Source organism: Flavobacterium macacae, assembly GCF_003865365.1.
GTDB classification, from domain to species: domain Bacteria; phylum Bacteroidota; class Bacteroidia; order Flavobacteriales; family Flavobacteriaceae; genus Flavobacterium; species Flavobacterium macacae.
The window spans coordinates 1,118-14,809 of sequence record NZ_RQVR01000001.1 but is presented as its reverse complement, the minus strand read 5'-3'; the positions used below and the strand labels follow the sequence as shown (position 1 = coordinate 14,809).

Here is a 13,692-nt window from a genome sequence, read left to right as displayed (position 1 = left end):
CTATACGCTTATTTTTTCTTCTTTTTTAGACAATAAAACCGCTCCAATCATTGATACCAACAGCAATACCGAAGCAAATTCAAACGGAACCATAAATCCTTCTTTTTCATCAAGCAAAACCTGCCCAAGAATTTTGATAGATTGGTAGTCTTCGCCTGAAACATAATATTCTTCAATAATTGGCATCGATTTCAAAAAAGCAGCCAAAAGCACGAAGCAGACCAAACAGAAAGAAGCTACGGCCGCAATGATGGTCAAGCCCCGCTTGTTAGGTTCGTCTTCTTTATTGAGGTTCATCAACATGATCGTAAAGAGCAGCAAAATCATGATTGCTCCAGAATATACAATGATGTGCACCACTGCCAAAAACTGAGCGTTAAACATCAAATAATGTCCGGCAATCGTAAAGAAACAGATCACCAAATAAATGGCACTGTGGATTGGGTTTTTGGTCAAGATGGTCAAAAAAGCCGTTGCCAAGGTCAGCGCCGATAAAATATAAAATACAGTTGTCAACATATTAATTAGCCGTTTTCAATTTAGTATTATTCAAAGCTTGCTCTAATGGCATCACCAATTTATCTTTTCCATAAATGAATTCGCCACGGTCATAATCTGCCTGGACGATTTTCTTTGAAGTCGTCAAGTAGATCGCCTGTTTTGGGCAAGCTTCCTCACACAAGCCACAGAAAATGCAGCGCAACATGTTGATCTCATAGATCGAAGCATATTTTTCTTCTCTGTACAGGTGTTTCTCTTCCGGCTTTCTTTCTTCAGCTTTCATCGTGATCGCTTCCGCAGGACAAGAAAGGGCACAAAGTCCGCACGCCGTACAGCGCTCGCGACCTTCGTCATCACGCATCAACATATGCTGGCCACGATACACGGGGCTCATTTCTCTCTTTTGTTCTGGATATTTAATCGTCACTTTTCTGGTGAACAAGTGTTTGATCGTGATGAACAATCCTTTCACAATCGCCACAAGATACAGGCTCTCCAAGAAGGTCATCTTCTTGTTGGAAACCTGCGTTTTTCTTCCCGATAATGATACAGTTTCTATTGACATATCAGTATATATTTCTTTTTTATTTTGAAGCGAAACGTTCTTTTGTTTCAGCCATCCATTTTCCCGCTTTCCGTTGCAATCTTTTTCTTTTTTCTAGAACCTGAAATAAATTCAGGTTCTAGAAAAAAGAAAAAGCATTTCCTCTTCAATCGGGGCTATTTATCAAACTATTCGAATTCTTTAAACTTTTAGACCAATCGTTGTCAGCCCTTAGCTGTCAAACAGCAAGATCACAACTCCCGTAATCACAATATTTGCAATCGCCAACGGAATCAGCATCTGCCATCCCAAGCGCATTAACTGGTCATATCTAAATCTTGGAATCGTCCATCTTACCCACATAAAGAAAAAGATGAAGAAACAGATTTTGCCAAATAATACGAAAATCCCGATTACGTTTGCAATATTCACGCCCCAATTTTCAACAGCCCAAGCCATTCCTGGATAATTATAAGCACCAAGGTATAAAACCGCCAAGATTGTTGAAGAGATAAACATGCTCGCGTATTCAGCGAACAAATAAAATCCCATTCTCATTGACGAATATTCAGTGTGGTACCCTCCAATTAATTCGGCCTCACATTCCGCCAAGTCAAAAGGCGTCCTGTTGGTTTCAGCGAACGAACATACCAAAAAGATAATGAATCCTAAAGGCTGGTAAAAAATATTCCAGTTCATTCCGCTTTGTTGCAGTGAAATTTCTCTCAAGCTCAACGTTCCGGTCATCATGATCAGCGCAATGATAGAAAGTCCCATCGCCACTTCATAAGAAATCATTTGCGAAGCAGCCCTCATTGCTGACATTAACGAGAATTTGTTGTTAGAAGCCCAGCCTCCAATCATAATTCCATAAACGCCAACAGACAAAACTCCGAAAACATATAAGATGGCAACATCAATATCTGTTGCCTGCAAAATAATATCTCTTCCGAATAAGTGCAATTTATCTCCCCACGGAATTACGGCACTTGTCATCAAGGCCACACTCATGGAGACTGCAGGACCCACTACGAATAAAAATTTATTTGGAGTGTCGGGTAAAAATTCTTCTTTAGAAAATAATTTCAAACCATCAGCAAGCGGTTGCAAAATACCACCTTTTCCAGCTCTGTTGGGACCAATACGGTCTTGAAGCCAGGCAGCTACTTTTCGTTCTGCAAGCGTAGAATACATCGCCATCAACATTGTAATTGCAAAAATGATGACAATGAAAATCCCTTTTTCTATAATAATAGTGCTATCCATCATGATTAAATATTACCTTCCTTAAATGCCTCTTGCTCTTCTCTTTTCAAAGGAATTGCTGGCATGCTGATTTTTTTTCTGTCTTGGTCGCGTCCTTTCAAGATTCCTTTTTCTGTTTCGATCACAACCGTGTCTAATTTTTGGGTATAATTATTTTGGTTGATAACTGAATCTTTTTCGAATTTTCTTGGTCCTTCAATAACCCAGTCTTTCGTATCTTTATGGTCAAATCGGCATTCGTTGCAGATGAATTCTTCTACTTCGTGAAATTCATCTTTTCTTCCCGTGACTCTTTGGATTTCGTTACCAAACATCCACACGGTTGTCTTGCCGCAACATCCCGGAGTTTTACATTCTCTGTGCGCGTTGTAAGGCTTGTTGAACCAAACTCGCTGTTTAAAACGGAAAGTTTTGTCAGTCAAAGCTCCAACAGGGCAGACATCAATCATATTTCCAGAAAACTCATTGTCAATCGCTTTTGAAATACACGTCGAAATGTTAGAGTGGTCGCCCCTGTCCATAACTCCGTGAACGCGATTGTCAGTCAATTGGTCAGCAACCATCACACATCTGTAGCACAAAATGCAGCGGTTCATGTGCAATTGAATATTCGGACCGATATCTTCTGGCTCAAAAGTTCTTTTTTCTTCAATGTAGCGCGTTTGCGATTTGCCATGCTTGAAGCTCAAGTTTTGCAAATCACATTCTCCGGCTTGGTCACAGACAGGGCAATCTAAAGGGTGGTTGATAAGCAAAAATTCAGTAACTGATTTTCTTGCTTCGGTAACACGCTCCGATTTGATGCTGTTCACTTCCATACCGTCCATAACGCCCGTTACGCACGAAGCCATTAATTTTGGCATTGGTCTTGGATCAGCTTCACTTCCTTTAGCAACTTCCACCAAACAGGCACGGCATTTTCCGCCAGAACCTTTTAATTTTGAGTAATAGCACATCGTTGGCGGCACTGATTCTCCCCCAATCATTCGAGCAGCTTGCAGGATTGTGGTTCCTGGCGCTACTTCTATAGTTTGACCGTCTATTGTTACTTTCATTCTTTTATTTTGAAAGTTTAAGGCTTAAAGTTTAAGGTTTTGCAACTTTCAACTTTAAACGCCAAACTTATTAAACTGTTTGCTTTGCTACCAAATGCTTTACCTTTTCAAAAGGCTCCGCTACATAATGGTCTCTGTTTTTAATTTTTTCTGGGAAACGAACATGGTACTCAAATTCATCTCTAAAATGGCGGATCGCTGCTGCAACCGGCCAAGCTGCCGCATCTCCTAATGGGCAAATTGTGTTTCCTTCAATTTTTCTCTGGATGTCCCAAAGCAAATCGATATCTTCTTCGCGGCCGTGGCCAGTTTCGATTCGGTGCAATACTTTTTCAAGCCATCCCGTGCCTTCACGGCAAGGAGAACATTGGCCACAGCTTTCGTGGTGGTAAAATCTTGCAAAATTCCAAGTGTTTCTCACGATGCAAGAAGTGTCATTGTAAACAATGAAACCTCCTGAACCCAACATGGAACCAGTGGCAAAACCACCGTCGCTTAAGGATTCATACGACATTAATCTGTCGTCACCATTAGCCGTTTTATAAATTAAATGAGCAGGCAAGATTGGCACAGAGGAACCTCCAGGAACTAACGCTTTTAAAGGCCTGTCGTCTAACATTCCTCCTAAATATTCGTCAGAATTCATAAATTCATAAACGCTCAATCCCAATTCAATTTCATAAACGCCAGGATTTTTAACGTGTCCCGAAGCAGAAATTAATTTGGTACCCGTCGATTTTTCAGTTCCGATTTTTGCATATTCTGCACCAGAATTGTTTACGATATAAGGGACGGTTGCGATAGATTCTACGTTATTAACCACCGTTGGATTTGCCCATAAACCGCTGATTGCAGGAAATGGCGGCTTGATACGAGGATTTCCTCTTTTACCCTCCAAAGATTCAATTAATGCTGTTTCTTCTCCACAGATATAAGCACCAGCGCCCACGTGAACGTGAAGATCTAGGTCATAACCTGTTCCTAAAATATTTTTTCCTAACCATCCTGCAGCATACGCTTCTTTAATGGCGTTTTCTAAAATCTTGTATACCCACATATATTCTCCACGAATATAAATGTAAGAAAGGTGTGCTTCAAGCGCGAAACTTGCGGTAATCATACCTTCGATCAAAAGGTGGGGCATGTATTCCATCAAATAACGGTCTTTAAAAGTTCCCGGTTCTGACTCATCAGCGTTGCAAACCAAGTGTCTCGGGTTGCCCGATTTCTTGTCAATGAAACTCCATTTCATTCCCATTGGGAAACCAGCACCACCGCGACCTTTTAATCCTGAGTTCTTAACTTCAGTAACGATCTCGTCTGGAGTCATTGTTTTCAGGGCTTTTTCAACAGAAGCATAACCGCCTTCACGACGATATACTTCATACGTCTTGATCCCTGGAACATTTATTTTGTCTAATAATATTTTCTTTGACATAATTTCTATTATTAGTGTAAGCTTATTTTACCTTCTTTACAATCCTCTATCAGTTGGTCAATTTTTTCTTTCGTAAGATTTTCTTTGTAGAAATCTCCCAATTGTAGCATTGGCGCATAACCACAAGCGCCTAAACATTCCACCGCTTTTACTTCGAACATTCCGTCAGCGCTGGTTTCGCCTAATTTAACGCCTAACTTATCACAAGTATAGTCTATTAAATTTTCAGCGCCGCGCAAACAGCACGACGAAGTTTGGCAGAATTCAAACATAAATTTACCGATCGGGCGTCTGTTGAACATCGTGTAAAAAGACACTACTTCATAAACTTCAATAGGTTTGATTTCAAGTATTTCGGCCACTTTATCCATCAATTCAATACTCAACCAATTGTCGTGAGCATCTTGAACATCGTGTAAAACCGGCAAGAGCGCTGATTTTTTCTTGTCCGCTGGATAATGGCTCAAAAGCTCATTGATGCGTTGCATCAAGGCTTCTGTCATGTTTATTTCTTGTTTGATATGCGAAACTTCCATTTTTTCTGAATTTTGAATTATTAATTATAAATTTTGAATTTCTTCAAAGTCTAACAATTTATAATTCATCTTTTATAATTCTATTTTAAGCGTCTAATTCTCCTGCAATTACGTTCAAACTTGACAAGGTTGCGATGGCATCAGAAAGCATTTGTCCTTTTACCATATCATTGTAAGCTTGGTAATAAATAAAACAAGGTCTCCTGAAATGCAGTCTAAAAGGTGTTCTTGAACCGTCTGTGATTAAGTAAAAACCTAATTCTCCGTTTCCGCCTTCCACCGGGTGGTATACTTCTGTTATTGGAACCGGAACTTCTCCCATTACAATTTTAAAGTGATAGATCAAGGCTTCCATTGTGGTGTAAACGTCTTCTTTTGGCGGTAAATAATAATCAGGAACATTTGCGTGGAAAGGACCTTCTGGTAATTTTGCAATCGCTTGTTTGATGATGCTTAAACTTTCCCAAACTTCTGCATTTCTTACGCAGAAACGGTCATAGGTATCGCCTGATTGTCCTACGGGAACTTTGAAATCAAAATCTTCGTAAGAACTATAAGGTTGCATCACTCTGACGTCATAATCCACTCCAGCTGCTCTTAAGTTTGGACCTGTAAATCCGTAGCTCATCGCTTTTTCTGCTGAAATTGCCCCAACATTTATGGTTCTGTCCATAAAAATTCTGTTTCGGGTCAATAAGTTTTCGAATTCGCTCCAAACTTCAGGAAATTCTTCTAAAAAAGCATTGATTTTTTCCCAAGCTTTCGGGCTCCAGTCTCTTTCGAAACCACCGATTCTTCCCATATTTGTAGTCAAGCGGGCGCCACAAATTTCTTCATAGATTTCGTATATTTTTTCTCTGAATTGGAAAACATATAAGAAACCAGTTAAAGCTCCGGTATCCACACCCATTACAGAACTGCAAATAATGTGGTCTGCAATACGCGCCAATTCCATAATAATTACGCGCATGTATTGCACGCGTTTTGGAACTTCTATATTTAAGGCTTTCTCCAAAGTCATCCACCAACCCATATTGTTGATGGGCGCAGAACAGTAATTTAACCGGTCTGTCAAGGGCGTGATTTGGTAAAAAGGTCTATTTTCTGCGATTTTTTCAAAAGCACGGTGAATGTAACCCACGGTTCCTTCGCCTTCCACGATTCGTTCTCCATCCATCAAAAGAATGTTTTGGAAAATTCCGTGGGTAGCAGGGTGCGTAGGTCCTAAATTCAGAATCGATAGTTCGCTTCCGTCTTCATTTTTTCGTTGCTTGATGATATCGGCGTATCTTAATTCTGGTGGTAATAATAAATCTGACATATTATATCAATATTTTCAGTGCTGTTAGCAATTATCAGTTGTTCTTCCGAAGAAACGGTCGTCTTTATCGGTTCTTCCGCCATCTTCCAATGGAAATTCTTTACGCATCGGGAAAGAAGTCATTTCATCCATGTTCAAAATTCGTTTCAACTGCGGATGGCCTTTGAAAATAATTCCGAAGAAATCATAGGTTTCTCTTTCTTGCCAGTTGGCGCCAAGAAATAAACTTGTAGCGGTTTCAATTTCTGGATTTTCTCCGTTTAAGAAACATTTGATTCTGATTCGAACATTGTCCATCCAATTGTGCATGTGGTATACCACTGCAAATTGTCTGTCGATTTCATTATCAGGATAGTGGATACCGCAAACGTCAGTTAAGAAATTGAAACGCAAGGTCTTGTCGTCTCTTAAGAATTTCATCACTTCCACATTTGATTTTGAATCCACTTCAAATGTGAATATATCGTGTACTTGTTCAAAATTGGTTGCAATCAACTCAAAATTCGCAACAAGCTTATTTTGTATGTCAGAGGTTTCTAAAGCCATTATTTTTCGTTAAGAAATGTTATAAGAAGCTAATAATTCTTGGTATTCAGGAGAACTTCTTCTTCTTACCGATTCAGATCTTACCAAATCTTGCAGACGCATCACGCCATCCAAAATTTGTTCTGGTCTTGGAGGACAGCCCGGAACGTAAACATCCACAGGAATTACCTTGTCAATACCTTGCAAAACAGAATAAGTATCAAAAATTCCACCTGAAGAAGCGCAAGCTCCGACGGCGATAACCCATCTTGGTTCTGCCATCTGCTCGTAAACTTGGCGTAAAATTGGGGCCATTTTTTTAGCAATTGTTCCCATCACCAAAAGCATATCTGCTTGGCGAGGAGAGAAACTCATACGTTCTGAACCAAAACGCGCCACGTCATAATGCGAAGCCATTGTGGCCATAAATTCAATACCACAGCAAGAAGTTGCAAAAGGCAAGGGCCAAAGTGAATTGGCACGCGCCATCCCGACAACGTCAGAAAGTTTAGTTGCAAAAAAGCCTTCGCCTTGAACTCCTTGTGGAGCATCTACCATTTTTATTTTTGAATCACTCATCTTTAAAAGATTTTAGATTTTAGATTTCAGAAAAAGAGAAACTTAAATCTGTTTTCATTATATAATTTGGAGAAATCTTAAATCGAAATTCCAAATCTTAAATTATTATTCCCACTCCAATCCTTTTTTCTTCAATACGTAGAAAAATCCTACTACTAGAAGAAACATAAAGACGCCCATTTTTACTAATCCCATCCAGCCCATTTCACGGAAATTGACTGCCCAAGGATACATAAAAATTACTTCTACATCGAATAATACAAACAAAATTGCAACCAAAAAGTATTTTACTGAAAAAGGAATACGCGCATTACCGACAGATTCGATACCGCACTCAAAACTCTTATCCTTATTTTTTGACTTTCTTCTTGGTCCTAAAAAACTTGAACCAATAATGGTCATAACTACAAATCCAACAGCAAGCAAAAATTGCATCAATATTGGAAAATAACTAGCCTGATCTGTGTTCATAAATAATTTGCTTTATAAAATAACTACAAATATACGTGCCAATAATTGATTTCGCACACTAACGTTTTCAATACCTTATTGTATTGTGCTTAATTTTAATTTAGAATGAATAAGAATAACAGATATGCAGTTTTCTCTTATTTATCAATTTCTTAATTTTTTAATAATAAGGTTTGCAATAATCTATAGTTATGCTTAAAAAGATGAACTAACTAATTTGTTGTGTTAAAATAAAAACATAAAAAAAACCGCTCCATTGGAGCGGTTAGTTGTGAGGTAACTAAAAATAGTATGCTATATATTAGTCTTCAAGAACTGCAACTTGAGCAGCTACTTTACCTTTTCTTCCTTCTTCTTCTTCGTAAGATACTCTATCACCTTCGCGAAGTTCTTCCGCTCTAATTCCTGAAGCATGAACGAAAATGTCTTTTCCTGTTTCTTCGTCTGTAATGAATCCGTAACCTTTAGACTCATTGAAAAATTTAACTGTACCTGTACGCATTGTAATTGTAATAATAATTTATAATGAGCAAATGTAATATTTAATACAATACAAATCACATGTTTGTGTTAAAAAAATGAAAAAAAATCTACTTTTTTTAACAAGCCAATTTTTTTATGAGTGTTTGCAACGGTTTGATTTTCAAAATTTAAAGAAAATAGGTGCCTTTTTTTAAATTTTATGGATTTAAATATTTTAAAATATTCTTGTCTTAATTTTCTCAAATAATAGCGCCTCCTTTTGAAACAATATTGATTTTACGCAAACGTTTTCGGAAAGCCTTGGTAATTTTATTTGCTCAAATACTTTGTGATATTTTTCTTGTAGCCTATTCTTTATTTCTAAGACTTAAAAAATTGTAAAAGAATAAGCAGAAAAAAAATATTTATAAATGTGAATTGTAAAAGATGTTTTCAAAAATAAAGCCCCAGATTTCTAAGGGGCTTTAGTGATAATTGTTTAAATTTTATAAATCAAACTGCCAATTTGCAATCAAGTTAAAAGAATTTGTTTTGACCTTGTCATCATTATAGACTTGAACTTTGCTGATGTTAGCCAAGCCATAATTGTGTCTGATTTCTAAATTAAGACTGTTTTTGTCGTTAATTTTGAAGTTTGTTCCGATTCCCAGATTTGCTCCAAAATCAAGTGTTTTAAACAGATAATTTTCGTCATTATTTGAATTTTCTCCGTCTCCTTTAGTATTGCTATCTAGGAAAATGCCAACAAATGCGCCACCATTCACATAGAACTTTTTGTTTGCGTCAATATAATATTTAAGATTTACAGGAATCGTAATGTATTCTAATCTGGCTTCTACATCTATATTTCTTGTTGTAATAACCGGATCAAAAGGATCTCCCGCATAAACAGTTACATTATTTTTAAAAGATTTTCTTTCATAATTTACATTTGTAAGTAAAGAAAATCTTTCATTCAAAGGAAGTTCAAAAGAAGCTCCGACCAAGAAATTTGCATTGTACTTGTTAGTATCTGCAATTTCATTTCCTCTAATGTTTGAAAAAGTGCCGCCAAGATTAACTCCAAATTTTGGTTTGTTTTGAGCAAAACTTGCAGTGCTAATCAATAATATTACTAGATATTTCTTCATTATGATCTCAATTTAATATGCAATTCTTCCAATTGTTTTTCATCAATCAAAGAAGGTGCGTCAATCATTACATCACGTCCCGAGTTGTTTTTTGGGAAAGCAATAAAATCACGAATCGTTTCTTGACCGCCTAAAATAGCCACCAATCGATCCAATCCAAAAGCCAGGCCTCCGTGTGGTGGCGCTCCAAATTGGAAAGCGTCCATCAAGAATCCGAATTGTGCTTTTGCTTCCTCTTCAGTGAAACCTAAATATTTAAACATCAATTGTTGTGTCGCTTTATCGTGAATACGGATAGAACCACCACCAATTTCGTTTCCGTTCAAGACCATATCGTATGCATTGGCACGAACTTTTCCGGGATCAGTTTCTAACAAAGCCATATCTTCTGGTTTTGGAGACGTAAACGGATGGTGCATCGCGTGCCATCTTCCGTTTTCTTCGTCTTGCTCCAATAATGGGAAATCTACCACCCAAAGAGGTGCGAAAACTTCTGGATTACGTAATCCTAAACGAGTTGCCAATTCCATACGAAGTGCAGAAAGTTGTGCTCTTGTTTTGTTTGCCGGACCCGAAAGAACTAAAATCAAATCACCTGGTTTTGCGCCCGTAATTTCAGCCCATTTTTTCAAATCTTCTTGGTCGTAGAATTTATCTACCGAAGATTTGATGCTTCCGTCTAGTTCATATTTGGCATAAACCATTCCTGAAGCACCCACTTGAGGACGTTTTACCCAATCAATTAAATTATCGATTTCTTTTCTGGTGTAGGTTGCACAACCTGGAGCTGCGATTCCTACAACCAATTCTGCTGCATTGAAAACAGGGAATTCTTTGTGCTGGGCCACTTCGTTCAACTCGCCAAATTTCATATCAAAACGAATGTCTGGTTTGTCGTTACCGTACGTTTTCATGGCATAATCGTAGGTAATTCTTGGGAATTTCTCTACTTCGATGCCTTTTATGGTAGAAAGCAAATGACGCGTCAAGCCTTCAAAAATATTCAAAATATCTTCTTGTTCCACGAAAGCCATTTCGCAATCGATTTGTGTAAATTCAGGCTGTCTGTCGGCTCTTAAATCTTCATCACGGAAACATTTCACGATTTGGAAATATTTGTCCATTCCACCCACCATTAATAATTGCTTGAAGGTTTGTGGCGATTGTGGCAATGCATAAAATTGTCCTTCGTTCATTCTGCTTGGAACTACGAAATCTCTTGCACCTTCTGGAGTCGATTTGATTAGATAAGGCGTTTCTACTTCGCAGAAATCCAAATCAGATAAATATTTACGAACTTCCATGGCCACTTTATGGCGAAAAAGCAAGCTGTTTTTTACCGGATTTCTTCGGATGTCCAAATAGCGGTATTTCATTCTGATGTCTTCGCCACCGTCTGTTTCGTCTTCAATTGTAAACGGAGGCGTCAATGCTGCGTTTAAAATCGTCAATTCAGAAACCAAAATTTCAATATCTCCAGTTGGAATGTTTTTATTTTTGGCTTCACGTTCAATTACGGTTCCTTTTACTTGAATTACGAATTCGCGCCCCAGTGTTTTTGCCAATTCAAAAACGGTTTTGTCGGTACGGCTTTCGTCAAAGATCAACTGCGTGATGCCATAACGGTCACGCAAATCTACCCAATTCATGAAACCTTTGTCGCGTGATTTCTGAACCCAACCCGCAAGAGTAACTTCGGTATTATTATGTGAAGCGTTTAATTCTCCACAATTATGACTTCTATACATTATCAAAATTTTAGATGGCAAATTTAGGACTAATTATGAATTTTAAAATGGCAATTCCTGTTTTTTACAGATATAAATTTTAAAAAGCATACAATTCCAATGTTAAGTTTTACGTCAATGTTACCGAATTGTTAAGTAAAGGTTTTTTTTATGTAAATTATTTTTTATATTTGTTATTCAATTGTAAACAATTTTAAAACTTCAGCTATGAAAAAATTAATGCTATTAGGAATTATGATGTTTTCAGGAGTTGTTTTTGCACAAGAAATCGATCACAAATATGAAATTGTAGATAAAAATGTAAAGGCAACCTATTTTTATGAAAACGGACAAGTAAAACAAGAAGGTTTATATAAAGACGGGAAACTTCACGGAAAGTGGGTTTCTTATGATGTGAATGGAAAAAAACAATCTCTTGGAGAATATAATAACGGCGTCAAAACCGGAAAATGGTTTTTTTGGACAGATAGTAATTTAAATGAAGTTGATTATTCTGACAGCAGAGTTGCTTTAGTGAAAACCTGGAAGCAAGATGCTCTTGCAAACAGAAATTAAATCTGATTATCTTCCAAAAGAAAAATCCATTAGTTTTTTTGCTAATGGATTTTTTTTGTGCTTTTATTTTTTACTTCTGTCGTTGCTTCTTGCGGTTCCGGTTTCTTTAAACGAAGAAACAATGTTTTGCATTTGTTCGGCATATTTTTCTTTGTTGTCTTTTAATGTCCAAGTGACGATTTGGTAAAATTTGTCTTTTCCTTCCACGTAAGCCACTTCATAATAAACAGGAATGGTTCCTATTTCACCGGTCAATGAAAATGTTTTGGCTTTCAAGCCATTGATCTGTGTGTCTTTTGTGGGCGTAATTTGAATGTCTTGAATGCCTTCCTCAAGTCCGTTTTTTAAAATTTGGTGGTACCCGTTGAAATCAGCCGGAAAATCTTCAGTAGTTTCAGCAATAGCATAGAATTCTTTTTTTGGTTCGTCAATTACCACAACATAAAATTCTCTCAATGCATTTTGATATTGCAAAGAGGCGTCTTGGTGAAGGTCTTTTGCTTTTGACAAAAAATCAGGAAGCTGAACAGAGTATTGGTTTTTTATGGTAACAGTCTGTACTTCTTTTGCATTGCAAGAAAGCAAAAGGGCGACTAGGCAGAGGGCAAGTATTTTTTTCATAAACGAGATTTTACTGCAATATAAAAAATACTTTTTTAAGTTATGGACTTCGACAAAGATGGATGCCAAATTTAAAAGAAGCGGAAAGTTTGAAAATAGCCCTGATGGTGCCTTTGCTTGAGCTCTTGCATCCGCCAAAAAGCGGGTGCAAAGCGAGTGGCTCCAGCAGGAATTTCAGTTAAAAGAAGCGGAACGTCAAACTGTCTAAAAACCCCTAATTTTTCATTCAATTTTCTTAAAATCGCACTCCTAAAACTTGTATAAATTATTGCTTTTTATTATATTTAATACTGAATAACAGATAGTTATGTTGTATTTAAAAAGTTGTTTATGGGTAAGTTTATCATCGGGAACGACAGGAGTCAAATTCCCCTTTTTGTTTCCTCTATCGATCAGGCAGTCCCACAAGACAATCAAGTCCGGCTGATTGACCTCTTTGTGGATAGTTTACTACTAGCCGATTTTGGTTTTGATTTTACCTTTGTTGAGAATGGTCGCCCGGCGTACCATCCCGCAGATTTGCTCAAGCTTTTTATTTACGGATACCTCAATCGTATGCGTTCTTCCAGGGTTTTAGAAAAAGAATGTGTTCGCAATATCGAGCTCATCTGGCTTATGAAAGGCTTGGTTCCCGATCACAACACTATTGCCAATTTTAGAAAAGACAATCCTAAAGCTATTGCTCGCGTTTTTCGCGCTACGGTCAATCTTGCTTCACATTTTGAACTCATTGGCGGAAGCCTTGTAGCAGGCGACAGTACTAAACTTCGGGCTCAAAACTCCAAGAAAAATAATTTTAATCCCGCTAAAATTGAGCGTCACATCGCTTATATTGACAACAAACTATTGGAGTATAATAAGATTCTCTCGCAAGGAGATGGCGATGAGTTGGTTAAAAAGAAGTGGCCTCTAAGATTAA

At 37.6% G+C, this 13,692-nt stretch carries 17 protein-coding genes; 2 read left to right on the top strand and 15 right to left on the bottom strand.

The window, feature by feature from the left end; all coding sequences use genetic code 11:
* The 13 genes from EG849_RS00090 to aspS all read right to left on the bottom strand — a co-directional run bounded on the left by EG849_RS00090 (position 1) and on the right by aspS (position 11,597).
* On the bottom strand, positions 1-519 hold the full coding sequence (locus EG849_RS00090; protein WP_125011048.1) for an NADH-quinone oxidoreductase subunit J family protein: 519 nt from the start codon (positions 517-519) through the stop codon (positions 1-3).
* Between the two features lies 1 nt (position 520).
* Positions 521-1,066, bottom strand: a complete 546-nt coding sequence (locus EG849_RS00085; protein ID WP_125011047.1) for a NuoI/complex I 23 kDa subunit family protein — start codon at positions 1,064-1,066, stop codon at positions 521-523.
* 210 nt (positions 1,067-1,276) lie between these two features.
* Positions 1,277-2,311 (bottom strand): NADH-quinone oxidoreductase subunit NuoH, encoded by a 1,035-nt coding sequence (gene nuoH, locus EG849_RS00080; protein ID WP_125011356.1) that lies wholly within the window; start codon positions 2,309-2,311, stop codon positions 1,277-1,279.
* A 5-nt stretch (positions 2,312-2,316) separates the two neighbouring features.
* On the bottom strand, positions 2,317-3,366 hold the full coding sequence (locus EG849_RS00075) for a 2Fe-2S iron-sulfur cluster-binding protein (protein WP_125011046.1): 1,050 nt from the start codon (positions 3,364-3,366) through the stop codon (positions 2,317-2,319).
* Between the two features lie 70 nt (positions 3,367-3,436).
* Positions 3,437-4,804, bottom strand: a complete 1,368-nt coding sequence (gene nuoF / locus EG849_RS00070) for an NADH-quinone oxidoreductase subunit NuoF (RefSeq protein ID WP_125011045.1) — start codon at positions 4,802-4,804, stop codon at positions 3,437-3,439.
* An 11-nt stretch (positions 4,805-4,815) separates the two neighbouring features.
* Entirely contained in the window at positions 4,816-5,340 is a 525-nt protein-coding gene (locus tag EG849_RS00065; RefSeq protein WP_125011044.1) for an NADH-quinone oxidoreductase subunit NuoE family protein, read from the bottom strand.
* Positions 5,341-5,425: 85 nt separating this feature from the next.
* Entirely contained in the window at positions 5,426-6,661 is a 1,236-nt protein-coding gene (locus EG849_RS00060) for an NADH-quinone oxidoreductase subunit D (protein ID WP_125011043.1), read from the bottom strand.
* Between the two features lie 24 nt (positions 6,662-6,685).
* Entirely contained in the window at positions 6,686-7,207 is a 522-nt protein-coding gene (locus EG849_RS00055) for an NADH-quinone oxidoreductase subunit C (RefSeq protein ID WP_125011042.1), read from the bottom strand.
* Between the two features lie 9 nt (positions 7,208-7,216).
* Entirely contained in the window at positions 7,217-7,765 is a 549-nt protein-coding gene (locus EG849_RS00050; RefSeq protein WP_125011041.1) for an NADH-quinone oxidoreductase subunit B, read from the bottom strand.
* A 105-nt stretch (positions 7,766-7,870) separates the two neighbouring features.
* Positions 7,871-8,236, bottom strand: coding sequence for an NADH-quinone oxidoreductase subunit A (locus EG849_RS00045; RefSeq protein ID WP_125011040.1), 366 nt, complete (start codon positions 8,234-8,236; stop codon positions 7,871-7,873).
* A 301-nt stretch (positions 8,237-8,537) separates the two neighbouring features.
* On the bottom strand, positions 8,538-8,738 hold the full coding sequence (locus tag EG849_RS00040) for a cold-shock protein (protein ID WP_027310289.1): 201 nt from the start codon (positions 8,736-8,738) through the stop codon (positions 8,538-8,540).
* Between the two features lie 466 nt (positions 8,739-9,204).
* A complete protein-coding gene (locus EG849_RS00035) occupies positions 9,205-9,849 on the bottom strand; it encodes a porin family protein (RefSeq protein WP_125011039.1) in 645 nt (214 codons plus the stop codon).
* Complete coding sequence (gene aspS, locus EG849_RS00030; protein WP_125011038.1) at positions 9,849-11,597, bottom strand: aspartate--tRNA ligase; 1,749 nt, start codon at positions 11,595-11,597, stop codon at positions 9,849-9,851. Before aspS ends, EG849_RS00035 begins: the two co-directional genes overlap by 1 nt.
* A 207-nt stretch (positions 11,598-11,804) precedes the next feature.
* On the opposite strand from aspS, the gene EG849_RS00025 reads away from it, so the two are divergent.
* Complete coding sequence (locus EG849_RS00025; protein ID WP_125011037.1) at positions 11,805-12,152, top strand: toxin-antitoxin system YwqK family antitoxin; 348 nt, start codon at positions 11,805-11,807, stop codon at positions 12,150-12,152.
* Between the two features lie 63 nt (positions 12,153-12,215).
* Here EG849_RS00025 and EG849_RS00020 read toward each other — a convergent pair whose 3' ends face one another.
* Both EG849_RS00020 and EG849_RS15535 read right to left on the bottom strand, forming a co-directional pair.
* Positions 12,216-12,773: a hypothetical protein gene (locus tag EG849_RS00020; protein ID WP_125011036.1), complete on the bottom strand. Its 558-nt coding sequence runs from the start codon at positions 12,771-12,773 to the stop codon at positions 12,216-12,218.
* Between the two features lie 71 nt (positions 12,774-12,844).
* Positions 12,845-13,003: a hypothetical protein gene (locus EG849_RS15535; protein WP_158611898.1), complete on the bottom strand. Its 159-nt coding sequence runs from the start codon at positions 13,001-13,003 to the stop codon at positions 12,845-12,847.
* A 100-nt stretch (positions 13,004-13,103) separates the two neighbouring features.
* On the opposite strand from EG849_RS15535, the gene EG849_RS00015 reads away from it, so the two are divergent.
* Positions 13,104-13,692 (top strand): transposase (locus tag EG849_RS00015; RefSeq protein ID WP_199732240.1); only part of this gene is annotated, 589 nt, incomplete at its 3' end.